Annotated in this window: 21 protein-coding genes; 11 read left to right on the top strand and 10 right to left on the bottom strand. The window is 73.1% G+C overall.

Annotated features, from left to right (window positions below):
• Positions 1-342: 342 nt before the first annotated feature.
• The gene (locus ACZ3I3_RS10920; protein ID WP_467364169.1) at positions 343-2,523 is read left to right on the top strand and encodes a molybdopterin oxidoreductase family protein; all 2,181 of its coding nucleotides are present in this window, start codon (positions 343-345) and stop codon (positions 2,521-2,523) included.
• Here ACZ3I3_RS10920 and ACZ3I3_RS10915 read toward each other — a convergent pair.
• Genes ACZ3I3_RS10915 through manD form a run of 5 tightly spaced genes read right to left on the bottom strand, consistent with a single transcriptional unit; the run spans position 2,520 to position 8,647 of the window.
• Positions 2,520-3,524: a sugar kinase gene (locus tag ACZ3I3_RS10915; RefSeq protein ID WP_467364168.1), complete on the bottom strand. Its 1,005-nt coding sequence runs from the start codon at positions 3,522-3,524 to the stop codon at positions 2,520-2,522. The genes ACZ3I3_RS10920 and ACZ3I3_RS10915 overlap by 4 nt on opposite strands.
• 51 nt (positions 3,525-3,575) lie before the next feature.
• Positions 3,576-4,619 (bottom strand): L-idonate 5-dehydrogenase, encoded by a 1,044-nt coding sequence (locus ACZ3I3_RS10910; RefSeq protein WP_467364167.1) that lies wholly within the window; start codon positions 4,617-4,619, stop codon positions 3,576-3,578.
• Positions 4,616-6,010 carry an MFS transporter gene (locus ACZ3I3_RS10905; protein ID WP_467364166.1) on the bottom strand — a complete coding sequence of 465 codons (1,395 nt, stop codon included), beginning with the start codon at positions 6,008-6,010 and terminating at the stop codon, positions 4,616-4,618. Before ACZ3I3_RS10905 ends, ACZ3I3_RS10910 begins: the two co-directional genes overlap by 4 nt.
• Positions 6,011-6,068: 58 nt before the next feature.
• Positions 6,069-7,433, bottom strand: a complete 1,365-nt coding sequence (locus ACZ3I3_RS10900; protein WP_467364165.1) for a mannitol dehydrogenase family protein — start codon at positions 7,431-7,433, stop codon at positions 6,069-6,071.
• 5 nt (positions 7,434-7,438) lie between these two features.
• Positions 7,439-8,647 (bottom strand): D-mannonate dehydratase ManD, encoded by a 1,209-nt coding sequence (gene manD / locus ACZ3I3_RS10895; protein WP_467364164.1) that lies wholly within the window; start codon positions 8,645-8,647, stop codon positions 7,439-7,441.
• A gap of 139 nt (positions 8,648-8,786) precedes the next feature.
• On the opposite strand from manD, the gene ACZ3I3_RS10890 reads away from it, so the two are divergent.
• Complete coding sequence (locus ACZ3I3_RS10890; protein WP_467364163.1) at positions 8,787-9,497, top strand: GntR family transcriptional regulator; 711 nt, start codon at positions 8,787-8,789, stop codon at positions 9,495-9,497.
• Positions 9,498-9,574: 77 nt separating this feature from the next.
• Here the strand turns inward: ACZ3I3_RS10890 and ACZ3I3_RS10885 are convergent, their stop codons facing one another.
• Positions 9,575-11,221, bottom strand: a complete 1,647-nt coding sequence (locus ACZ3I3_RS10885; protein WP_467364162.1) for a M4 family metallopeptidase — start codon at positions 11,219-11,221, stop codon at positions 9,575-9,577.
• 139 nt (positions 11,222-11,360) lie between these two features.
• Here ACZ3I3_RS10885 and ACZ3I3_RS10880 point away from each other — a divergent pair, with 139 nt between their 5' ends.
• The gene (locus tag ACZ3I3_RS10880; RefSeq protein ID WP_467364161.1) at positions 11,361-11,777 is read left to right on the top strand and encodes a gamma-glutamylcyclotransferase family protein; all 417 of its coding nucleotides are present in this window, start codon (positions 11,361-11,363) and stop codon (positions 11,775-11,777) included.
• A gap of 28 nt (positions 11,778-11,805) precedes the next feature.
• Here ACZ3I3_RS10880 and ACZ3I3_RS10875 read toward each other — a convergent pair whose 3' ends face one another.
• A complete protein-coding gene (locus ACZ3I3_RS10875; protein WP_467364160.1) occupies positions 11,806-12,423 on the bottom strand; it encodes an NADPH-dependent FMN reductase in 618 nt (205 codons plus the stop codon).
• Positions 12,424-12,697: 274 nt separating this feature from the next.
• Here ACZ3I3_RS10875 and ACZ3I3_RS10870 point away from each other — a divergent pair, with 274 nt between their 5' ends.
• Together ACZ3I3_RS10870 and ACZ3I3_RS10865 are read left to right on the top strand one after the other, a co-directional pair.
• A complete protein-coding gene (locus ACZ3I3_RS10870; RefSeq protein ID WP_467364159.1) occupies positions 12,698-13,219 on the top strand; it encodes a hypothetical protein in 522 nt (173 codons plus the stop codon).
• Between the two features lie 210 nt (positions 13,220-13,429).
• On the top strand, positions 13,430-14,134 hold the full coding sequence (locus ACZ3I3_RS10865) for a class F sortase (protein ID WP_467364158.1): 705 nt from the start codon (positions 13,430-13,432) through the stop codon (positions 14,132-14,134).
• Here ACZ3I3_RS10865 and ACZ3I3_RS10860 read toward each other — a convergent pair.
• Positions 14,072-14,464, bottom strand: coding sequence for a winged helix-turn-helix transcriptional regulator (locus ACZ3I3_RS10860; protein WP_467364157.1), 393 nt, complete (start codon positions 14,462-14,464; stop codon positions 14,072-14,074). The two genes, ACZ3I3_RS10865 and ACZ3I3_RS10860, sit on opposite strands and share 63 nt — an antisense overlap.
• A gap of 105 nt (positions 14,465-14,569) precedes the next feature.
• Here ACZ3I3_RS10860 and ACZ3I3_RS10855 point away from each other — a divergent pair, with 105 nt between their 5' ends.
• The gene (locus ACZ3I3_RS10855) at positions 14,570-15,472 is read left to right on the top strand and encodes an NAD(P)-dependent oxidoreductase (RefSeq protein WP_467364156.1); all 903 of its coding nucleotides are present in this window, start codon (positions 14,570-14,572) and stop codon (positions 15,470-15,472) included.
• Positions 15,473-15,482: 10 nt separating this feature from the next.
• On the opposite strand, the gene ACZ3I3_RS10850 is transcribed toward ACZ3I3_RS10855, so the two are convergent.
• The gene (locus ACZ3I3_RS10850; RefSeq protein WP_467364155.1) at positions 15,483-16,265 is read right to left on the bottom strand and encodes a sulfite exporter TauE/SafE family protein; all 783 of its coding nucleotides are present in this window, start codon (positions 16,263-16,265) and stop codon (positions 15,483-15,485) included.
• A 164-nt stretch (positions 16,266-16,429) separates the two neighbouring features.
• Between ACZ3I3_RS10850 and ACZ3I3_RS10845 the strand changes: the two genes are divergently transcribed.
• From ACZ3I3_RS10845 to ACZ3I3_RS10825, 5 genes are all read left to right on the top strand, one after another.
• A complete protein-coding gene (locus ACZ3I3_RS10845; RefSeq protein ID WP_467364154.1) occupies positions 16,430-17,647 on the top strand; it encodes an NAD(P)/FAD-dependent oxidoreductase in 1,218 nt (405 codons plus the stop codon).
• Positions 17,647-20,244, top strand: a complete 2,598-nt coding sequence (nirB, locus tag ACZ3I3_RS10840) for a nitrite reductase large subunit NirB (RefSeq protein ID WP_467364153.1) — start codon at positions 17,647-17,649, stop codon at positions 20,242-20,244. Before ACZ3I3_RS10845 ends, nirB begins: the two co-directional genes overlap by 1 nt.
• Positions 20,241-20,591 (top strand): nitrite reductase small subunit NirD, encoded by a 351-nt coding sequence (nirD, locus tag ACZ3I3_RS10835; protein ID WP_467364152.1) that lies wholly within the window; start codon positions 20,241-20,243, stop codon positions 20,589-20,591. The genes nirB and nirD overlap by 4 nt, the downstream gene beginning before the upstream one ends.
• 73 nt (positions 20,592-20,664) lie before the next feature.
• Entirely contained in the window at positions 20,665-21,510 is an 846-nt protein-coding gene (locus tag ACZ3I3_RS10830; protein ID WP_467364151.1) for a maleylpyruvate isomerase family mycothiol-dependent enzyme, read from the top strand.
• A 118-nt stretch (positions 21,511-21,628) separates the two neighbouring features.
• On the top strand, positions 21,629-22,570 hold the full coding sequence (locus ACZ3I3_RS10825) for an SMP-30/gluconolactonase/LRE family protein (protein ID WP_467364150.1): 942 nt from the start codon (positions 21,629-21,631) through the stop codon (positions 22,568-22,570).
• A 9-nt stretch (positions 22,571-22,579) separates the two neighbouring features.
• On the opposite strand, the gene ACZ3I3_RS10820 is transcribed toward ACZ3I3_RS10825, so the two are convergent.
• Entirely contained in the window at positions 22,580-23,506 is a 927-nt protein-coding gene (locus ACZ3I3_RS10820; RefSeq protein ID WP_467364149.1) for an oxidoreductase, read from the bottom strand.
• Between the last annotated feature and the right edge of the window lie 4 nt (positions 23,507-23,510).

Raw genomic sequence — 23,510 nt, 5'->3', positions numbered from 1 at the left:
GTCGGATTGCCACACGCGGTGGGGCCGCGGGTGGATGCAGCCGTGAACGGCGGGCATGCCCGGGTGTCGAACGCCGTGCGGAGTCGTGCGAGCGCTGCGCGTAGCGAGAGCGTAGTGCCGCTGCTTCAACACTCAACTAGGTCGGATCAGCCAAGAAAGGAGAGCAATGAGCCACATGTGACGTTTTTCGTCACATGGGCAACGTCCGTGCCGGTCGGCGGCGACCTGAAGGCGGACAGGCGTGTGCCTCACGTCGGCGGGGTGGTGGCGGGGAGGTTGCCGTCCCTGCCGCGTAACAGGGAACCGTCCCGGGCGTAACACGGCCGAAGCAGGCTGAACGGTATGCAGACCACCGCCACGCCCACGCACTGCCCGTACTGCGCCCTGCAGTGCGGGATGAACCTGACGCCCGCGCCCGACGGGACCGTCGAGGTGAGCGAGCGTACGGACTTCCCGGTGAACCGGGGCGCGCTGTGCGGCAAGGGCCGTACGGCTCCGGCGGTGCTGGCCTCGAACGTGCGGCTGACCTCGCCGTTGGTGCGTGAGGGGGGCGCGCTGGTGCCGGCCTCCTGGGACGAGGCGCTGGACCGGATCGCCGAGGGACTGCGCCGCACGCGTGCCGAGTACGGGCCGGACGGGGTCGGAGTGTTCGGCGGGGGCGGTCTGACGAACGAGAAGGCGTACACGCTCGGCAAGTTCGCGCGGGTCGTGCTCGGCACGTCGCAGATCGACTACAACGGCCGTTTCTGCATGTCGTCGGCCGCGGCGGCCGGCATCAAGGCGTTCGGTCTCGACCGGGGGCTGCCGTTCCCGCTGGAGGACATCCCGAAGACCGGCTGCGTGATCCTGGTCGGCTCGAACCTCGCGGAGACCATGCCGCCGTCGCTGCGGTTCTTCAACGAGCTGAGGGAGAACGGCGGCACGCTGATCGTCATCGACCCGCGCCGCACGAAGACGGCCGAGCAGGCGGACCTGCACCTGGCGCCCCGGCCGGGCACGGACCTGGCGCTCGCCCTGGGCCTGCTGCACCTGGTGATCGCCGAGGGCCGGGTGGACGAGGAGTACGTCCGGGAGCGGACCACCGGCTGGGAGGACGCCCGGGCCGCCGCGATGGCGCACTGGCCGGAGCACGTGGAGCGGATCACGGGGGTGTCCGTCCCCGAACTGCGGGAGACGGTACGGATGTTCTGCGAGCCCGAGTCGGCGATGGTGCTCACGGCACGCGGGCCCGAGCAGCAGTCCAAGGGCACCGACACGGTGGGCGCGTGGATCAACCTGTGCCTGGCGACCGGCCGGGCGGGCCGCCCGCTGTCCGGGTACGGCTGTCTGACCGGGCAGGGCAACGGGCAGGGCGGCCGCGAACACGGGCAGAAGGCAGACCAGTTGCCGGGCTACCGCAAGCTCGACGACCCGGCGGCGCGGCGGCATGTCGCCGAGGTGTGGGGCGTGGACCCGGACTCGCTGCCCGGCCCGGGGCGCAGCGCCTACGAGCTGCTGGACGCGCTGGGCACCGACATCAAATCCCTGCTGCTGATGGCGTCCAACCCGGTGGTGTCGGCGCCGCGTGCCGCGCACGTCGAGGAGCGCATCAAGTCCCTGGACTTCCTGGCCGTGTGCGACGTGGTCCTGTCGGAGACGGCGGCCCTCGCGGACGTGGTCCTGCCGGTCACCCAGTGGGCCGAGGAGACGGGCACGACCACCAACCTGGAGGGCAGGGTCCTGCTCCGCCGCCGGGCCATCAGCCCGCCCGACGGTGTCCGCAGCGACCTGGAGGTCATGCACGAACTGGCCGCCCGCCTGGGCGTGGAGAAGGGCTTCCCGACCGACCCGGAGGAGATCTTCGAGGAACTGCGCCGGGCGAGCGCGGGCGGCCCCGCGGACTACTCGGGGATCACGTACCGCAGGATCGTCGAGGAGAACGGGGTGTTCTGGCCCTGCCCGGCGGTGGAGCCGGAGGGCCTGACGGGGGCCGAGGACGGGGCGGGTGGCCCTGCCGCGCAACGGGGCGCGGCGGGCCGCCCGGCCTCCACCGGGACGGAGGAAACGGTGGGTGTCGCCCACCCCGGCACCCCGCGCCTCTTCCTCGACCGTTTCGCCACCCCCGACGGACGCGCCCGTTTCGTCCCCGTCTCGCACCGGGCCATCGCCGAGGAACCGGACGACGAGTACCCCGTGCTGCTCACCACGGGGCGGGTCGTGGCGCAGTACCAGTCCGGGGCGCAGACCCGGCGGGTGGCGGAGCTGAACGCCGCCGCGCCCGGGCCGTTCGTGGAACTGCATCCGCGGCTCGCCGCACGGCTCGGGGCGGCCGAGGGCGATCCCGTGGCCGTCGTGTCCCGGCGGGGCCGGGCCGTGGCACCCGCCCGGATCACCAGCACGATCCGCCCCGACACCGTCTTCATGCCGTTCCACTGGCCGGGCGAGGGCCGCGCCAACTCCCTCACCAACCCCGCGCTCGACCCGACCTCCCGGATGCCGGAGTTCAAGGCGTGCGCGGTGCGTCTGGAGGCCGTGCGGCCCTAGGCCCGCCGCCCCGTGAGGGCCGAAGAGGTCGCGGTGCTCAGGTCGGGGATGTCGTCCCGGCTGCGCAGGGCCGTCGCCGCCGAGCGATGGGCGCGGCGCAGGCGGGACTCCTCGTCGGCGTCCTCCAGGACACCGGACAGATATCCGGCGGCGAAGGCGTCGCCCGCGCCGACCGGTTCGACCACCTCGACGGCCGGGGCGGGGGCGAAGGTGACCTCGCCGCCGGCCGCGTACGAGGTCGCGCCGTGCTCCGCGTCCTTGACGACGACGAGCGGTGCCGGGGCGAGCAGGCTCGCGATGTCGTCGGGGTGGCGCGTGCCCCACAGGGCCTCGGCCTCGTCGCGCCCCACGAACACCAGGTCCGCGGCCCGCGCCAGGTCCCGCAACGCCGGTGCCGCGTCGGCCGCCCGGCCCCGCCACAGGGCGGGGCGGTGGTTGACGTCGAAGGAGACGACCGGCCGGGCCGCCGCCGCGCCCCAGGGCGTGCGGCGCACGACGATCTCCTCCAGCAGGCGGGCGCAACTGCCGGACAGCGCCGCGGTGATGCCCGACACGTGCACGACGCGCGGCCCCCGCAGCTCGGGCGCACGGGCCAGTTCCGGTCCCATGTGGGCCGCGGCCGATCCGCTCCGGTAGTACAGCGGCCGGGTCGCGTCCGGTCCCGGGTCCTTGAAGTACACGCCCGTGGGATGCGCCGGATCGACACCGACGGCGCCCACGTCGACTCCCCGGGCCGCGAGTTCCGTACGGATACGCCGCCCGAACGCGTCGTCGCCCACCCGGCTCAGCCAGGCCGCGCGGTGCCCGAGCGCGGCCAGCCCGCAGGCCACGTTGGACTCGGCGCCGCCGACGGAGAGGCGGAGCGCGGACTGGTCGGCGAGCGGCCGGTCGTCCGGTGGGCTGAGGACGGCCATGGTCTCGCCCAGGCACACGGCGTCCGCCGTGGTGTGCCCGTCGCGAGTCGGCCCGGCGGCCCGGGAACCGGTGGTCGGGTGGGGCAACGTGCTCTCCTGTTCTCCTGGTGGGGTGGCCCGGGGGGCGTGCGTACGGGGTCAGACCGTGACCGGTCCGCCGAGCCGCAGCATCACCTTGCTGCTCGCGCTCGCCGGGTCCGCCGCGACCGCGAGGGCCCGCTCGGCCTGGTCCAGCGGGAAGCGGTGGCTGATGACCGGTGAGACGTCCAGGCCGTCGCGCAGGGCGCGCAGGGCGTCGTCGATCTCGTCGACGAAGCGGTAGGAGCCGATCCAGGTGATCTCGCGGGTGACGAGGTCGCCCAGGACGGCCGGCTCGGCCGTCCCCGGCAGGTTGCCGACCTGCACGAGGGTGCCGCCGCGGGCCGTGGCCCGCAGGACCGCCCCCAGTGCGGCGGGCGCGCCGGACGCCTCGAAGACGACGTCGGTGTCCCGCGGCAGTTCCTCGCCCCGGGAGATGTCGACGGTCGCGTCGGCGCCCATCGTGCGGGCCACGGCGAGCGACGCGGAGGACAGGTCGGCGGCGCACACCGACCGCGCGCCGAGGTGCTTGGTGGCGGCGACGACCAGCGAGCCGATCGGCCCGGCCCCGTTCACCAGGACCGTGCGGCCCCGCAGTCCGCCCGCCCGGCCGACGGCGTGCAGGGCGACCGCCAGCGGCTCCGCCAGGGCGCCCGACTGGGTGTCCACCCCGTCGGGCAGCGGCCGGACCTGGGAGACCGGGACCGTGCGGAACTCGCTGAAGCCGCCGTCGGTGTGCGGGGTGAGGGCCGCCGAGCCGAAGTAGCGGACGTGCGCGTGGAGGTTGGTGCGCCCGGCGAGCCGCTCGGGGAGTTCGCCGACGAGCTGGGCCGGGTGGACGGTGACGGGCTGCCCCTCGGCGAGGCCGGTCACGCCGGGGCCCAGCGCGGCGACGCGGCCGGCGACCTCGTGGCCGAGGATCAGGGGGTGGGCGAGGGCCGCCGTGCCGGAGGCGCCCTTCCTCCAGTACGCGATGTCGGAGCCGCAGATGCCGCCCCACTCCATGGCGAGCAGCACCTCGTCCCGCGCGGGCTCGGGCCGGGGCCGCTCGTCGATCCGGACGTCACCGGCGCCGTGCACGACGACGGCTTTCATGGGGGTCATACGGCGTCCTCCAGCCGGACGAGGTCGCGTCCGCGCGTCTCGGGCGAGAGCAGCGCGCTGACGAGGGTGATGAGGGAGTAGACGACGAGCATCGCCGCGATGGGCCACCAGCTTCCGGTGGCGGCGGTGAGGCTCGCCGCGAGCACCGGCCCGATCGCGGTGGCGAGGACGCCGCCGATCTCCTTGGCCAGCGCCAGCTGGGTGAACCGGGTGCGGGAGCCGAAGAGTTCGGCCATCGTCACGCTCTCCAGCGCGAACAGTCCGAGGACGCCGATGTTCAGCCCGAGGATCATGCCGGCCATGAGCGCGGGCGTGCTGCCCGAGGTGATCAGCATCATCAGCGGGAAGGCGGCCACGGCCGTGAGCGAGGTGAGCGCCAGATACACCCTGCGGCGCCCGAAGCGGTCGCCGAGCAGGCCGATGGCCGGCACCGTGAGGAAGCCCAGCAGCGACCCGTACACGATGGCGTCGGTGGGGACGGAGCGCTCGGCGGCGAGTTCGGTGGCGATGTAGCCGACGAGGAACGTCTGGATCAGCCCGGAGTTGCCCGCCTGCCCGAAGCGCAGCCCGAGGGCCAGGAAGAACGCCCGGCCCTTGCGCTGCTTCAGGCCCGCCTCCAGCAGCCCGGTGTCGGCGCCCGTCCCCTCGGTGACGGCCGACTCGACCTCGCGGCGGCTCATGGCCACGCCGTCCACGACGTCGGGCCGCTCCTCGAAGACCGGGCTCTCCTTGAGGTTGCGCCGCAGCCACACCGCGAACAGCAGCAGGCCGAAGCTCATCAGGAAGGGCAGCCGCCAGCCCCAGGAGAGCAGTTGCTCCTCGCTGAGCACGGCGAGCAGCACCGCCCACAGCCCGGAGGCGGCCAGGGTGCCGGAGTTGGTGCCCAGCGACACCAGCGAGGAGACCAGGCCGCGCCGCCGCGTCGGGGCATACTCGGCGAGCATCACGGTCGCGCCCGCGATCTCGGCGCCCGCGCCGAAGCCCTGCGCCAGCCGCAGGACGACGAGCAGGACGGGCGCCATGATGCCGATGGTCGCGTAGGTGGGCAGGGCACCGATGAGGGTGGTCGAGGCGCCCATCAGCAGGATGGTGATCGTCAGGACCTTCTTGCGGCCGAGCCGGTCGCCCATTCTGCCGAAGTAGACCGCGCCGGCGAGGCGGGCGACATAGCCGACGCCGTACGTGGCCATCGCGGCGATGAGGCCGATGGCGGGGCTGACGTCCGGGAAGAAGATCTTGTTGAAGACGATCGCGGCCGCCAGCGAGTACAGCTGGAAGTCCATGAACTCCATGGCCGTGCCCAGCCAGCCGGACACGGCCGCCTTGGTCAGGTCACGCGTACTGCGTCGCACGGCACCGGCCGGCTCGGCCGTGGTCGTGGTGTCCTTCATCGGGAACTCCGTTGTTCGTGAGCGGGGACTTCCTCGGGGATGGGGGTGGGGGTGGCGGTCAGATGTCCACGTGTCCGGCGCGCAGGGCCGGGAGGTGCCGTACGACGGCGGTGACGAGCGCGGAGTCGTCGGCGAGGTCGGGCGCGCCGACGGTGGTGAGGAGCGCGCGGACGACGGCCGTGTCGTCCGCTGCGGTGCGCCGGCAGGCGGTGAGTGCCGCCTGGGCGGGGTCCGGGATGTCCGGGTCCCGGGTGAGGTTCACCCAGCCCGCCAGGGCGAGTTCGAGGACGGGTGTGGCCGCGCCGCGCTCGCGCAGGACGCGCAGGGCCGGCAGCCAGCGCTCGGTGATCTTGAGTGAGCCGTCGGAGGCGATCTGCCGCAGCAGGTGCCGCATGCCCGGGTTGCGGAAGCGGGCGACGAGGTCGTCGGCGTACCGGCCGGGGTCCGGGCCGCCGTCGGGCAGCGTGGGGGCGACCTCGGCGCACAGGGCCTTGACGAGCCGCTCGCCCCAGCCGTCGGCCATCGCGTCGGAGACGGTGGTGCGGCCCGCCGCGATGCCGAGCGCGGCGAGGGCGGAGTGCGAGCCGTTGAGCAGCCGCAGCTTGGTCAGCTGGTAGGGGGCGACATCCGGGACGAGGAGGGCTCCGTCCAGCTCCCACGGGGGGCGCGCGGCGGCGAAGCGGTCCTCCAGCACCCACTGCCGGTACGGTTCGCCGCTGACGGGCAGCGCGTCGTGGACGCCCAGCCGGGTGGCGGTGTCCGCGAGGTCGGCCGTCGTGGTGGCGGGGACGATCCGGTCCACGACGGTGGCGGGAAAGGCCACGGACCGGTCGATCAGCTCCAGGATCCGCTCCCGGTCCCGCTCGCCCGAGGCGCGTACGGCGTCCTGGACGGCGGTGCGCAGCACGGCGCCGTTGTCCGCCATGTTGTCGCAGGACACGACGCTGACCGGGGCGGCACCAGAGCGCATCCGCGCGGCCAGCCCGGCGGCCAGGCGTGCGATCACCGTGTCCGGACCGGCGGCGCGGTAGCCCTTCTCCGTGACGGTGAGGGTCACCACCGTCACCTCTGGGTCGGTGAGCAGGCCGTCGACGACGGCGCCGTCCCGCCCGAGCACGTACGCGCCGGTGAGCGCGCCGACGACACGGGGAGCGCCGCCCTCGGGGCCGCGCTCGGTGACCGAGTACAGGCAGTCCTGGGCGCGCAGGGCGTCGGCGGTCGCCGCCGAGCGGGGAGCGACCGCGGCGATGCCCCAGGGCTCGCCGGAGGACGCGGCGGCGTTCTCGGTGTAGACGGCCTGGTGCGCCCGGTGGAAGGCCCCGACGCCGAAGTGGACGATCCGGGTGCGCAGTTCCGCGGGGTCGACGCGGGGCCGCGAGCCGGGCGGGAGTGCGCCGAGGGCGGCGCGGTTCAGCCGGTGCACGCCGCTCACCAGTCGTGCACGGAGCCGTCGAGACGGCGTGCCACGGGGAGATAGCGCCGCTGGTACGGGAAGCGTTCGGCGGCCTTCTCGTCGTACTCGACGCCGAGGCCCGGCTCGTCCGAGGGGTGCAGCATGCCGTCGGCGAAGGTGACGCCCGTGCGGAACACCTCCCGGGCCTCGTCGGGATGGCCCATGTGCTCCTGGATGCCGAAGTTGGGGACGGCGATGTCGAGGTGCACGGCGGCGGCCATGCTGACCGGGGAGAGGTCGGTGGCGCCGTGCGAGCCGGTGCGGACGTGGTACAGCGCGGCGAGGTCGAAGATCCGGCGCAGGTGCGTGATGCCGCCGGCGTGGACCACGGTGGTGCGCACGTAGTCGATGAGCTGCTCGGTGATCAGGTGCTGGACGTCCCAGATGGAGTTGAACACCTCGCCGACGGCGATCGGTGTCGTCGTGTGCTGCCGGATGAGCCGGAACGCCTCCTGGTTCTCGGCGGGGGTGGGGTCCTCCATCCAGAACAGCCGGCAGGCCTCGACGCTCTTGCCGAAGCGGGCCGCCTCGATCGGCGTCAGGCGGTGGTGCACGTCGTGCAGCAGGTGGAAGCCGAAGCCGAAGCGCTCCCGTACGGCCTCCAGGTACGTCGGTGCGAAGCCGAGGTAGGCCTCGGTGTCCCAGGGCTGCTCGTCGGGCAGGTCGGTGGCCGCCGGCTCGTAGAGCTTGCCCTTGCGGACGCCGTAGGTGCCACCGACGTCCGGGACCGCGGCCTGGGCGCGCACGGCCTTGTAGCCGAGTTCCAGACAGCGCTCGACGTCGTCGAGGAGGGACGGCACGTCGGTGCCGCTGGCGTGCGAGTAGACCAGCACGCCGTCCCGGGACCGGCCGCCGAGCAGCTCGTACACGGGAAGCCCGGCGGTCTTGCCCTTGATGTCCCACAGGGCCGTGTCGACGGCGGCGACGGCCGTCATGGTGACCGGGCCGCGCCGCCAGTAGGCGCCCTTGTAGAGGTACTGCCAGGTGTCCTCGATCCGCGCCGGGTCCCGGCCGATCATCAGCGGGGCGAGGTGGTCGCGCAGATAGCTCGCCACGGCCAGCTCGCGCCCGTTGAGGGTGGCGTCGCCGAGGCCGGTGACCCCGTCCGTGGTGGTGATGCGCAGGGTGACGAACGTGCGGCCCGGGGAGGCGACGAAGACCTCGACGCGCTCGATCTTGCTCACTGGGGGCTCTCCTTACGGCGGCTGAGAGCGGGCGGGACCGACGGGAGCGGTGGGCCCCGCCCCTGTCGTGCAGTGCTTGTATACAAGCATCTGTCGCACAGGTGAGCAATACCCCTGCTGCGATACGTAGGATGTGCACATGGCCCAGACGAACCGGCGGACCAGCCGGCGCTCCATCTACCTGAAGCTGCGTCAGATGGTGCTGACGCTCGAACTTCCCCCGGGCGCCGCCCTGTCGGAGAACGAGCTGGCCGCATCCCTCGGCGTGAGCCGCACCCCGGTGCGGGAGAGCCTGATCCTGCTGGCCCAGGACGGGCTGGTGCAGATCTTCCCCAAGATCGGCTCGTTCGTGTCCCGGGTGGACCCGGCGCAGGTCGCCGACGCGCAGTTCCTGCGGGAGGCCGTCGAGCTGGCCTCACTGGACGCCCTGCCGCCCGATCCGGACCGCTCGGTGATCACGGAACTGCGGGACAACCTCGCGCGTCAGCAGCGCCCGGGCCTCGGTCTGGAGGAGTTCTTCGAGCTGGACGAGGCCTTCCACCACGGCCTGATGCGGCTGAGCGGCCACGGCAACGTGTGGACCACGGTCGCCGCGGCCAAGGGCCACCTGGACCGGGCCCGCCGCCTGGGCCTGCATGAGAACGTCTCCCCCGCGGTCTTCGCCGACCAGCACCGGGAGATCTTCGACGCGGTCGTCGGGGGCGACCTCGCGTCGGCCCGCACCGCCATGCGCACCCACCTGCGCGCCGTCTTCAGCGACATCGAGCGCATCCGGGCCCATTCACCCGAACTCTTCGCGACCGGTTCGTCGTCCGTGCCGGTGCGGCGCAACGTGGTGGTCTGGGAATAGCGCAGCGGGCGCACCCATGGTGCGCCCGCTGGTGTCCGGTGGTGTCCCGGTGGTGTCCGCTGGTGTCCCGGTGGGGCTCAGCCCACGTTGACCGCGCTCCAGGCCGCCGCCACGGCCTTCTGCTCCGTGCTGCCGCCGCCGTAGAGGTCCTTCGCCGCACTCAGGGTCGCCGTACGGGCGCCCGCGTAGTCCGTCGAGGACGTCATGTAGACCGTCAGGGCGCGGTACCAGATCTTGCCCAACTTGGCCCGGCCGATGCCCTTCACCGAGGAGTCGTCGCAGGTCGGGGAGGTGTGGGCGACGCCGTTGATCGTCTTCGCGCCGCTGCCCTCGGCGAGCAGGTACGCGAAGTGGTTGCCGACGCCCGAGGAGTAGTGCACGTCGAGGTCGCCCAGGTCCTTGCTCCAGCAGTCGGCGGACTTGCCGTCCTTCGACGGCTCGTCCATGCGGCGCAGGGCCTCCCGGCCGAGCCCGGAGCGGACGACCTTCTCGCCGATGAGCCAGTCACCGGGGTCCTTCGCGTTGTCCGCGTAGAACTCCACCAGCGTGCCGAAGATGTCCGACGTGGCCTCGTTCAGGCCGCCGGACTCGCCCGAGTACGTCAGCGCCGCCGTCTTCGACGTCACACCGTGGGACATCTCGTGCCCGGCCACGTCCAGCGACACCAGCGGTCCGAGCTGCTTGCCGTCGCCGTCGCCGTACGTCATGCAGAAGCAGTTGTCGTCCCAGAAGGCGTTGTTGTAGTCCTTGCCGTAGTGGACGCGGTTGTACGAGCCCTTGCCGTCGCCGGCGATGCCGTTGCGGCCGTGCAGGTTCTTGAAGTAGTCCCAGGTGACGTCCGTGCCGTACTGGGCGTCCACCGCGACCGTCGCGCGGTCGGAGTCCGCCCCCGTGGCCCAGTGGTTGTCGGCGTCCGTGAACACCGTCGCGGGGGCGCGGGTCAGGCAGATCGTCAGCAGGCACTGGTCCGTCTTGTTCGCCGCGTCGCCCGTGTACGTGCCGCCGCGGGTGGCGTCCTTCAACTGGTACGACGACCCGGACTTTGTCGTCTCCAGCGGAACCGTGCCGCCGTAGAGGGATTTGCCGTCGCCGGAGGCCGACTCCAGGGTGTCCCAGGCGTCGATCCGGTCGCCGGTCGTCGCGTCGGTCAGCACCGTGCGCCCGACCGGGTTGCCGAGCCCGTCGTGCGCCACCGCGTCGGTCTGCCAGGCCAGCTTCGGGGCGCCGTGCAGGGCGTCGACGACCAGCCGCGGCTTGGCGGTCAGCTTCTTCAGGGTCTCGCCGAGGTGCGCGGCGCGCAGCAGGCTCGCGGCGAGGTCGGCGGCCTTGGGTGCGCTCACCTTCGGGGTGACGCTTTCGAGGGAGAGCGCCGACTTCGTCGCCCGGCTCGTGCCGCGGTAGGTGCCGTCCGCGTTCTGATGGAGGACGAAGTCACCGCCCAGGACCGGGAGTCGGTGGTACGTGCGGTCGTAGCGGACGTGCCGGGTGCCGTCCTCGTCGACGACCACGTCGCGGACCTTCGTCTCCTGGGCCGAGGTGAGACCCAGGTCCGCGGCCCGGTCGGCGAGGACCGTCTCGGCGCTGTCGATCGCGTCGGACCGGGTCGGCCGTTCCTCCGCCAGGGCGGTCGGCGAGAGCGCGGCGGCCAGCAGGACGGCGGTGCCGGTGGCGGCACCGCCCGCGAGGGCGAGACGGGAACCCCGGACGTGACGTATCCGACTCATCGGTCTCCTCATACGGGCGCACCCGGTCGCGTGGGGTCGACCGGGGGCGGCGTTGATGTTGACCGCGAGTTAAGGCGGCCCGGACATGTCATGTCCATAGGCCCGGTGTGGAGGTGTGTGAGGGTGGAGAATCGTTCCTGTGACCCTGCCTTTCTTCGTCTACGGCACCCTCCGGCCCGGTGAGGTCAACCACGACCTCTTCCTGCGCGGCCGCACCCGCTCCGAGGCACCGGGGCGCCTCTTCGACGCGGTGCTGTACGAGGGGCCGGGCTATCCCTACGCGGTCGAGGAGCCGGGCGGCGGGGTCGTGCGCGGGGAGCTGGTCACCGCGCACCCGGAGACGTACGCGGAGCTGCTCGCCGAGCTGGACCGGCTGGAGGACTACGTGCCGGGCGACCCGCGGAGCCTGTACGAACGCGTCGAGCGGAAGGTCGTGCGCGACGCGGACGGGGCGGCCGTCCGGGCCTGGGTGTACGTGGCCGCGCCCGCCGTCACCGCACGGCTGCGGACTCGCGGGAGGCCGCTCGCGGGCGGGGACTGGCGGGCGCGGGTGTGACGGGGCGGGCAGGGGTGCGCCCGGTGGCTCAGCCGCCGTACGGCCGCTCGGCCCTGGCCTCGCGCAACGCCCGGCCCCACCACACCAGTTGGTCCAGCATGACCTTGGCCGCCGCGTCCGGGCCGGACGGGTCGCGCAGGGTGCCCGCGTCGTCGAAGGACGCCCCGGCGTTGTGGAAGGAGACGGTGTCGCGGATCGTCACGGCGTGCAGCTCGGCGAAGACCTGCCGGAGGTGCTCGACGGCGCGCAGGCCGCCGGACAGTCCGCCGTAGGAGACGAGGGCGACGGGCTTGGCCCGCCACTCGCCGAAGTGCCAGTCGACGAGGTTCTTCAGGCCCGCCGGGAAGGAGTGGTTGTACTCGGGGGTGAGGACCACGAAGGCGTCCGCGGCGGCCAGTTTCGGGGTGACGCCGGACAGCGCGGCGGTCGCCTCGGGGGTCGGTTCGAAGGACGTCGGCAGGTCGGCGTCGGCGACATCCACAACCTCGGCGACCAGGTCGTCCCGGTCCCGGAGGCGGTCGAGGAGCCAGTCGGCGACGACCGGGCCGAAGCGGCCGTGGCGGTTGCTGCCGACGACGAGGGTCACCCGGAGGGGCTCGGTCGCGGACTGGGCAGGGGCGGATGCGTGCGTAACGGCTGTGTTCATGCCGCACAGCCTCATACCTCAACCTTTCTTGAGGTCAAGCCCGGCCCGTGCGGTGCCCGGGTCACCCGTTCACACGCCCGCCCGGCTCTTTTCCGCGATCCGTCCGCCGATCGCCTGTGACCTGCTCGAATGCCCACGAAGAGCCGTCGGTCCGCCTCGCCCTGACACCCATTCACCCCAATTCTGACGCTCCCTCAGGGAGCGCGGTCGCCCCGCTGCCCGTTACCTCGGAAGGGCAGGTGCACGACCGACCGAACCGCTCGAAGGAGCACCGATGCGACGTACCGCCCGGCCGCTGACCGGCACCGCGCTCGCCGTCGCCGCCGCGGCTCTCGCCGCCGGCCCCGCGTACGGCGAGCCCGCCGGTGACGTCGAGGTGCACCCGTCCTCGGTGGTCCCGGGCGGACAGGTCACGGTGCGCACGGCGGCCTGCGGCGACGGCGGTTCGGCGACGGGCGACGCCGGCGCGGTCGGGGCCGGTTCCCTCAGCCTCGCGCCGGGCCCGCACGAGCAGGACGCGACCGGGCGGTTCAGGGTGCCGCCGAGCGCGCAGCCGGGGACGTACGAGATCACGGCGACGTGCACCGGGAGCGGCCGGCAGGTCACCGGTGACCTGGTGGTCACGCTGACCTCCGGGCGGCCGGAGGACCATCCCAGAGGGAGTGTGAAGACGGGGGTCGGCGGCGCCCTTGGCCCCGATCCCGTGCAGACCGCGGCCGGTGTGGCGGCCCTCGCCGTCGCCGCCGCGGGCGGTACCTGGCTCCTGCATCGCCGGGCGAGAGGCGACGGGATCTGACGGACACCCTCCGCTGTCCGTCGCCGGTACCGCATGTCCCCTCCCCCTCCGGGTCCGACGCCCCTCGCGGCCCGGAGGGGGGTACGGGGCGCACCCCGGGCGGGAGTCGAAGGCCGGGGGTCGGAGGCCAGGGGGCGAAGGCCGGGGGTCGGAGGTCGAAGGCCGCTGGTCGGAAACCGGACTGCTGTCGGGGATCAGGAAAGGTCGGCCATGCGCAGGTTCCCCAGGTACGGCACCGGGTTCGGCAACCCGGCCGACGCCGCCATGGCGGCCGTCACGGTGTTCGCCCTGTGCTCCGGGACATGGCTGCTGCGCGACGGCACCGAGACGCACGCCCCGCCGCAGCCCTCCGCCGCCCAGGCCCACGCCGGGCAGGACGGGCAGGACGGCCGGGCGGGACAGGACGGCCGGGCGGGACAGGGCGGCCGGGCCGGTGAGCGGCCCGGCGTGCCCGCGCTGCCGCCGTCGCCGCCCGACCGCATCCGCATCCCGGCGATCCGGGTGGACGCGCCCCTGACCGGTCTCGGCCTGACGAGGACCGGCAGTCTCGACGTACCGCCCGCCGAGCGGACGAACCTCGCCGGCTGGTACGAGGCCGGCACCACGCCCGGCGAGCGGGGCACCGCGATCGTCGCCGGGCACGTCGACAACGCCGATGGCCCGGCCGTCTTCTACGGCCTCGGCGCCCTGGCCAAGGGCGCCACGATCGAGGTGGACCGGCGGGACGGCGGCGTCGCGGTGTTCACCGTGGACGCCGTCGAGGCGTACCCGGCGAAGGACTTCCCCGACGAGAAGGTCTACGGCGCCGCCCGCCGCCCCGAGCTGCGGGTCATCACCTGCGGCGGCGGCTACTCACGCGGCTCCGGGTACCAGGGGAACGTCGTCGTCTTCGCGCACCTCACCGGCAGCCGGTGACCCTCCCAGGACGTTGGCCCTCCCCCAGGCCCCCAGCGGTTCCAGCGCCTCGTTCAGGGAGACGCCCCGGGGTGTCAGCGAGTACTCCACGCGGGGCGGCACCTCGTCGTACGCCTCGCGGTGCACCAGCCCGTCGGCCTCCATCTCCCGCAGATGCGAGGCGAGCACCTTCTCGGTGATCCCCGGCAACTCGCGGCGCAGCTCGCCGAAGCGGCACGGCCGTTCGTTCAGCGCCCAGAGGATCAGCACCTTCCACTTGCCGCCGATCACGTCCATCGCCGCGTCGATCCCGCAGACGTACGCCCCCGGCCGCCGCCCCGTCGTCCCCATGCCCGACCCCTCCCCTTCTCCTGCCTGGACCCTTCCCCCGGGGTAACCACCCACTTCGAAGTACGTACTTGAGCAGGCGCTTCCCCTGGGACGAGCCTAAACGCCATGACCGACAACGCAGTTGCTTCCCGCACCCCTCTCACCGTCCTGGGCACCGGCGACATGGGCACCGCCCTGGCCCGGGCCTGGCTCGCCGCGGGACACCCGGTGACCGTCTGGAACCGCACCGCCTCCCGCGCCGAACCCCTCGCCGCCGAGGGCGCCACCGTCGCCCGGACCGCCGCGGAGGCGGTGGCCGTGAACCGGCTCGTGGTCCTCTGTCTGCTCGACGACGCCTCCGTGGGCGAGGCCCTCGACGGGGCCTCTCTTGCCGGACGGGACCTGGTGAACCTCACCACGGGCACGCCCGGCGAGGGCCGCAGCCGCGCCGCCTGGGCCGAAGCGCGCGGCGCCCGCTTCCTGGACGGCGGGATCATGGCCGTGCCGCCGATGATCGGGGTCCCGGAGTCCGGCGGGTACGTCTTCTACAGCGGCTCACCCGAGCTGTTCGAGGAGCACCGGGACACCCTCGCCGTCCCGGCCGGCACCCGGTACACCGGCGCCGACCCGGGTTTCGCCGCGCTGCACGACGTGGCGCTGCTCAGCGCGATGAGCGGCATGTTCGCGGGCGTCACGCACGCCTTCGCTCTGATCCGCCCGGAGGACATCGCCCCGAAGGACTTCGCGCCGCTGCTCGTCGACTGGCTGACCGCGATGGCCCCGGCCGTGCACCAGACCGCCGACCAGCTGGCGAGCGGCGACTACACCAGGAACGTCGTCTCCAACCTCGCCATGCAGGTCGCGGGCAATGCCACGCTGCTGCGCACGGCCGAGGAGCAGCGGGTGAGCCCGGAACTGCTGACGCCGTACATGGCCCTGATGGAGCGGCGCCTCGCCGAGGGGCGCGGGGACGAGGACGGCACGGGGATCGTCGAGCTGCTGGACCTGCGGGCGGGGGCGTCCTCCTAGTGCCGCGGCGCTAGGCCAGCCACTGCTCGTACGCCAGGTTCGCCACCAGGGCGAACACCACCGTCAGCAGCACGGCGCGGACGAAGCCGCTGCCCTGCTTCAGGGCCGTGTGGGCGCCGAGGGTGCCGCCCGCCAGGTTGAACACGGCCATCAGGGCGGCCAGCTGCCACAGGACGGCGCCCTGCCAGGCGAAGGTCGCGAGGGCGCCCGCGTTGGTGCAGCAGTTGACGATCTTGGCGGTGGCGGAGGCGGTGACGAGGTCGAGGTGGAGCAGGGCGGTGAGCGCGAGGACCAGGAAGGTGCCGGTGCCGGGGCCGATGAGACCGTCGTAGAAGCCGATGCCGAGGCCGGCGAGGCCGATCGCCGCGAGGATCTGGCGCCGGGTGGCGGGGCCGGTCGCGGGGGCCGTGCCGAAGGCGGGCCGCAGGATCACGAACGCGGCGACCCCGAGCAGCACCACCATGATCACCGGCTTGAGGACGTCGGTGCTCATACCGGCCGCGAAGAAGGCCCCGGCGGACGATCCGGCGAGCGCGGCCAGCCCGATGCGCACCGCCGTACGGACATCCACGGGGGCCTTGCGGGCGTACGTGACCGCCGCGCCCGTCGTGCCGACGATGGCGACGGCCTTGTTGGTGCCCAGGGCGTGCGCGGCGGGCGTGTGCGACGGCAGTCCGAGCAGCAGCACCGGCAGCAGCAGGAGCCCGCCGCCGCCGACCACGGCGTCGATCCACCCGGCGGCCAGAGCCGCGAGGCAGAGCAGAGCGATCATGGTCAGCGATATGTCGGGCATGATCGGGAGCCTATGCGACGGCCGTGCGACGCCGTCCTCACAGCCCGCCGTCACCGCAGTCCAGGAACCCTCACATCCACCCCCGGCCCCCGCTGAGGGCAGCGTTCCCCGTGGGAAACAGTCGTGATGCTGCCGGGAAACACCGGCACCGCACGCTCAAGGACATGACCTCGAATGAGCGTGTGGTGGTGATCGGCACCGGCCTCGCGGGCGTACGGCTCGCCCGGCGGCTCGGTGAGCTCGGCACGCCCGCGTTGCTGATCGGCGAGGAGGAGCACCGGCCGTACAACCGGGTGCTGCTCGCCGAGGTGCTGGCCGGACGCTACAGCCCCGAGGTGATCGCCCTGCCCGCGCCCGCGCAGTCCGTGCGCGGCCGGGTCGTCGGCATCGACCGCGACGGGCGGACCGTCGAGTGCGCCGACGGCACGGTGATCGCATACGACCGGCTCGTCCTCGCCACGGGATCCAACCCCGTCCTGCCGCCCCTGCGGGGCCTGTTCACCCCCGACCACGTGCTGCCGGAGGGCGTCCACGCCTTCCGGACCATGGACGACTGCCTGGGCCTGTCCAAGGCGGTCCGGCCGGGGGCGAAGGCCGTCGTCATCGGCGGTGGGCTCCTCGGGGTCTCCGCGGCCCGGGCGCTCGCCCTGCGCGGCGCCCAGGTCGTCCTCGCCCAGCAGTCCGAGCGGCTGATGGAGCGCCAGCTCGACCCGGCCGCCTCCAAGCTGGTCAAGCGGCACCTGACCGACCTGGGCGTCGAGGTGCACACCGAGTGCCGCGTCCGGGACGTGCGCTGCGTCGGCGGCGCCGTCCGCTCCGTGGAGATGGCCGACGGGTACGCGCTCGACGCCGACCTCGTCGTCGTGGCCTGCGGCGTCCGCCCCCGGGTGGGCCTCGCGCAGGCCGCCGGCCTCGACGTCCGCAAGGGCGTCGTCGTCGACGACGAGCTGCGCACCTCCGACCCGAACATCCACGCCATCGGCGACTGTGCCCAGCACGACGGCGTCCTCTACGGCCTCGCCGCCCCGGCGTTGGAACAGGCCGACGCGCTCGCGGAGCTGCTCGCGGGTGACGCGGACGCCCGCTACACCGGCACCCGATCCCTGACCCGACTCACGCTGAACGGGCACGACAGCCCCTTCGACCTCGCCGCGTTCGGCGAGACCGAGGCGCTGCCGGGCGACGACGTCGTCCAGCTCACCGACGCCACCCGCGGCACCTACCGGAAGGTCGTCGTCCGCGACGACCGCCTGGTGGGCGGGGTCCTCGTCGGCGAACTCGGCACCGTCGGCGCGCTGGCGCGCGCCTGGGAGGGAGCAGAGCCGCTCCCCTCCGACGGCGGCCCGCTGCTCCACCTGCTTACCAACGACGGAGGCTCCTGATGTCCAAGGACACCCCCACGATCGTGCTCGTCGGCCATGGCATGGTCGGCCAGCGCTTCCTCGAAGCGCTCGCCGAGCGCGGCATGACCGCCACGCACCGCGTGGTCGTGCTCTGCGAGGAGCCGCGCCCCGCGTACGACCGTGTCCAGCTCACCTCGTACTTCTCGGGCAGGACGCCCGAGGACCTGTCCATGACGGACATGGCGTTCATCGAGGACCACGGCATCGAGCTGCGCGTCGGCGACCCGGCGGAGACGATCGACCGCGAGGCGCGCAGGGTGACCGCCCGCTCCGGTCTCGTCGTGGACTACGACGTGCTCGTCCTGGCCACCGGCTCGTACCCGTTCGTGCCGCCGGTGCCGGGCAAGGATGCCGAGGGCTGTTTCGTCTACCGCACGATCGAGGACCTCCTCGCGATCGAGGAGTACGCCAAGAACGCGACGACGGGTGCCGTGGTCGGCGGCGGTCTGCTCGGTCTGGAGGCCGCGGGCGCGCTGAAGGGCCTCGGACTCACCTCGCACATCGTGGAGTTCGCGCCCCGCCTGATGCCCGTCCAGGTCGACGAGGGCGGCGGCGCCGCCCTGCTGCGCACCATCGAGGAGATGGGCCTGAGCGTCCACACGGGCGTCGGTACGCAGGAGATCGTCGTCGGCGAGGACGGCGCCGTGACCGGCATGAAGCTGTCCGACGGCTCCGAGCTGTCCACCGACCTGGTGGTGTTCTCCGCCGGTGTCCGCCCCCGCGACCAGCTGGCCCGCGACTGCGGCCTGACGGTCGGCGAGCGCGGCGGCATCGCGGTCGACGAGCAGTGCCGCACGGTGAACGACCCGCACGTCTTCGCGATCGGTGAGTGCGCGCTGGCCTCCGACGGCCGGGTGTACGGCCTGGTCGCGCCCGGTTACGAGCAGGCCGAGACGGCCGCCGCGACGATCGCCGCCGACGAGGCCGCCTTCACCGGCGCCGACCTGTCCACCAAGCTGAAGCTGCTCGGCGTGGACGTGGCGTCCTTCGGTGACGCGCACGGCACCGCCGAGGACTGCCTGGACGTCGTCTACTCCGACTCCCGCGCGGGCCTGTACAAGAAGCTCGTCATCGGCCGCGACGGCACGCTGCTCGGCGGCATCCTGGTCGGCGACGCGGAGGCGTACGGCACGCTGAAGGCCTTCACCGGCTCGGTCCCGCCGGTCGCCCCCGAGTCGCTCGTGCTGCCGGCCGGCGCCGGGGAGTCCGTCCAGCTCGGCCCGTCCGCCCTGCCGGACGACGCGATCATCTGCTCCTGCCACAACGTCTCCAAGGGCGCGATCCGCGGCGCAGTCACCGACCACCAGTGCACGACCGTGCCCGAGGTGAAGAAGTGCACCAAGGCCGGTACCGGCTGCGGCTCCTGCGTCAAGGTCCTCGGCCAGCTCGTCAACGCCGAGCTGGAGGCGAGCGGCGTCGAGGTCGACAAGGGCCTGTGCGGCTGCTTCTCGCAGACCCGCGAGGAGCTGTACGAGATCGTCCTCGCCCTGCGCATCAACAGCTACCAGGAGCTGCTGGACCGCCACGGCCGCGAGGAGGCCAGGGGCGGTGACGGCTGCGAGATCTGCAAGCCGACGGTCGGCTCGATCATCGCCTCCCTCGCTCCGACGATCGGCGCGAGCGGCTACGTCCTGGACGGCGAGCAGGCCGCCCTGCAGGACACCAACGACCACTTCCTGGCCAACCTGCAGAAGAACGGCTCGTACTCGGTCGTCCCGCGCATCCCCGGCGGTGAGATCGCCCCGGAGAAGCTGATCGTGATCGGCGAGATCGCCCGCGACTTCGGCCTCTACACGAAGATCACCGGCGGCCAGCGGATCGACATGTTCGGCGCCCGCGTCGAGCAGCTGCCCGTGATCTGGGCCCGCCTGGTCGACGCCGGCTTCGAGTCCGGCCACGCCTACGGCAAGTCGCTGCGCACGGTGAAGTCCTGCGTCGGCCAGACCTGGTGCCGCTACGGCGTCCAGGACTCGGTGAAGATGGCGATCGACCTGGAGCTGCGCTACCGGGGCCTGCGCTCCCCGCACAAGCTGAAGTCGGCCGTCTCCGGCTGCCAGCGCGAGTGCGCCGAGGCCCAGTCGAAGGACTTCGGCGTGATCGCCACCGCCAACGGCTGGAACCTCTACGTCGGCGGCAACGGCGGCGCCACCCCCCGCCACGCGGACCTGCTCGCGCAGGACCTGTCGGACGCCGAACTGGTCCGCCTGATCGACCGGTTCCTGATGTTCTACATCCGTACGGCCGACCGCCTGGAGCGCACCTCGACCTGGCTGGAGCGGATCCCCGGCGGCCTGGAGCACGTGCGGGACGTCGTCGTCCACGACTCGCTCGGCATCTGCGACGAGCTGGAGAAGCTGATGCAGGCGCACGTCGCGCACTACCGCGACGAGTGGGCCGAGACCATCAACGACCCCGAGAAGCTGGCCCGGTTCGTGTCCTTCGTGAACGCCCCGGACACCCCGGACCCGGTCGTCGCCTTCGTGCCCGAGCGCGACCAGATGAAGCCCGACCTGCCGCTGCTGTCCATCGGTATGCGACCCGCCGAAGACGTACTGGAAGGAAGCGCCCAGCGATGACCCTGGCACCTGAGACCACCGACCTGAAGGTCGAACTCGCTCTGGACGGCGAATGGTTCACCGTCTGCGACCTCAGCATGCTGTTCCCGGGCCGCGGGGTGGCGGCACTGCTGCCGGACGGCCGCCAGGCGGCGATCTTCCGGGACCGCACCGGTGAGCTGTTCGCCATCGACAACCGCGACCCGTTCACCGGCGCGGCGGTCCTCTCCCGCGGCCTGACCGGCACCCACCAGGGCCGCCCGTTCGTCGCCTCCCCGCTGCTGAAGCAGCGCTTCGACCTGGCGTCCGGGCAGTGCCTGGACGACGAGGAGGTCCAGGTGACGACATACAAGGTGCGCACCGCCTAGGAACGCGGACGCCCGGCCCGGAACGCCCCTCCCCGGAGGGGCGTTCCTGCTTGTCCCCTGGCAGGCTGGGGCCATGGTTGCGCAGCCGAACGACAGGCCCGGCCTCTCCCGGCTCGGCCCTCCGATCGACGCCCGCCCGCTGTTCGAGCCGGAACTCCGGGCGCTGCTCGGCCTGTTGCGGGATCTTCGGCCGGGGCAGTGGCGTGAGACGGCCGTGCCGGGCTGGACCGTGCACGACGTCGCCGTGCACGTCCTCGGCGACTACCGCGCCCGCCTCGGCCGCCGCGAGTTCGGGGCCTTCGCGCCGGGAGAGACCCTGGAGGCGTTCATCCACCGCGCGAACCAGGAGTGGGTCGACCGCCACCGGGACATGGACCCGGCCTCGCTCGTCGACGCCCTGGAGGAAGCCGGCTCCGAACTGGCCGGCCGCTTCGCGCACGCCGACCTGGACGCGCCGTCCCTCGGCGTGTCCTGGGCCGGGGCGGATCCGGCGCCGATGTGGCTGGACTGCGCCCGGGAGTTCACGGAGTACTGGACGCACCGCCAGCAGATCCGGCACGCGGCCGGGCTGGGCACCGACCCCGAGCCGCGGGCCCTGTCCCTGGTCCTGGACACATTCATGCGGGCCCTGCCCCACACACTGCGCGACACCGTCGCACAGGCCGGCACACGGGTGGAGGTCACCGTCCCCGGGCCGGGAGGGGGCGCGTGGGCCGTGACCGCCGGGCCGGAGGGCTGGTCCCTGGCGGAGGATCCCGGCGGTCGGCCTGCGGCAGCCGTCGTGGAACTGGACTCGGAGACCGCCTGGCGGCTGTGCACGCGGGGTGTCCAGCCGGCCGACGCTCTCACCCGGGCCCGGGTCGAGGGGGACCGGCGACTCGGCGAGGCCGTGTGCGGGATCGTGTCGATCGTCTACTGATCAACTGGCGGGCCGGGCTGTCGAGTTGCTGTCGAGTTCGCCGACTCGACTGCCGTGCCAGGAGTCCTTCGCGTTTCATCGAGTCACATCCCCACCTTCCTTCCACGGAGGCCCGACCATGACTCGGAACCATCCCCGGCCGTCCCGGCGGACCGTGCTCGGCGGGGCCGTCGCCGCGCTCGCGGTGGCCGCCGGCACCACCGGCACGGCCCAGGCCGCCCCCGGGACCAGTTGGCCGACCGAGTTCCCGCTGCCCGACGGCTGGCTCCCCGAGGGCATCACCATCGGCAGCAGGCCATACGCGTACATGGGCTCGCGCGCCGACGGCGCGATCTACCGCACCGACCTGCGCACCGGCAAGGGCCGGGTCCTGCACGAGGGCACCGCCGGTCTCGCGTCCATCGGCCTGAAGCTGGACCGCGACGGCCTGCTGTACGTGGCCAGCGGAGCCGGCGGCACCGCGAGGATCGTCGACGCCCGCACCGGCGAGCTGCTCACCACCTACCAACTCACGCGGGACGCCGCGCCGTTCATCAACGACGTCGTCCTGCACGAGGACCGGGCCTGGTTCACCGACTCCCGGGCGGCCGTCCTCCACGGCGTGCCGCGCGGCCGGCGGGGCGAGGTCCGCGCCCTGCCGCTCACCGGCGAGTGGGTGCAGGCGCCCGCCGGGACCAACAGCGCCAACGGCCTGGTCGCCACGCCCGACGGGCGTGGCCTGATCGTCGTCAACGCGGGTCAGCTGTACACCGTGGACGTGAAGACCGGCCACGCCGTCAAGGTCACGCTGAACGGCGCGCCGGACGTGGCGGGCGGCGACGGCCTGGTCCGCCTCGGCCGCACGCTGTACGTCGTCCAGAACCGCCTGAACAAGATCACCGTCTGGCACCTCGACCGGAAGGCCACCACCGCCACGCTGACCAGGACGATCACCGACCCGCGCTTCGACGTCCCCACCACCGCCGCCCGCTACGGCGACCGCCTCTACCTGGTCAACGCCCGCTTCACCAGCCCGCAGACGCCTCAGACGACGTTCAACGCGGTGGCCGTGTCCCTGTGAGCGTCAGCGTCATGCCTTCAGGGCGTCGTACGTCACGCCGGTGAGTTCCTCGGACGCGGCCCACAGCCGCTGCCCCGCCGTGTCGTTGAGGGTCCAGGGCGCCCGCCAGGACGGTGCGGGCGCCCCGCGCCACATGGCGATCTTGGGGCCGGTGAAGGAGTCGGGCCGCACGCCGGGTTCTGTCGCGGCGTAGAGGATCGGCAGCGCGCCCGCCTCGGCCGGCTGCGCGATGACCCGGTTGCCGATCCGCACGAGCCGTTCGGCGGCCGGACGTCCCTCGGCGAGCGGTCCGGTGGTCTGGAGGTTGGTGGCCGCGTACCCGGGGTGGGCCGCGGCCGCCACCAGGTCCCTGCCGTGCGCCGCGGCCCGGCGCGCCAGCTCGTGCGTGAACAGCAGGTTGGCCGTCTTGGAACGGGCGTAGGCGATCCAGCGCCGGTAGCGCCGCTCGCTGTTGAGGTCGTTGATGTCGATGTTGGCGAAGGCGTGCATCCCGCTGGAGACGACCACGACCCGGGCCCCCTGCGCGGCAAGCAGCGCGGGCAGCAGCAGGCCGGTGAGGGCGAAGTGCCCCAGGTGGTTGACCCCGAACTGCGTCTCGAAGCCGTCCGCCGTCGTCCCGTACGGCAGCGCCATCACCCCGGCGTTGTCGACGAGCACGTCCAGCCGCTCGTACGGGAAACCGGCCGCGAACTCCCGTACGGAGGCGAGGTCCCCGAGGTCGAGCCGCCCCAGCTCGACCCGGGCCTCGGGCAGTTCCGCCCGGAGCCGGTCCACGGCCTCCCGGCCCCGGGCCTCGCTGCGGCACGCGAGCACCACCCGCGCGCCCTTGCGGGCCAGTTCCCGTGCCGTGACGAACCCGATCCCGCTGTTGGCGCCGGTGACGACGGCGACGCGGCCGCTCTGGTCCGGGATGTCCTGTGTGTTCCAGCCTGGCATGGCA

The organism is Streptomyces sp. NPDC016851, from assembly GCF_055562795.1.
This window is presented reverse-complemented; position numbering and strand designations above follow the sequence as displayed.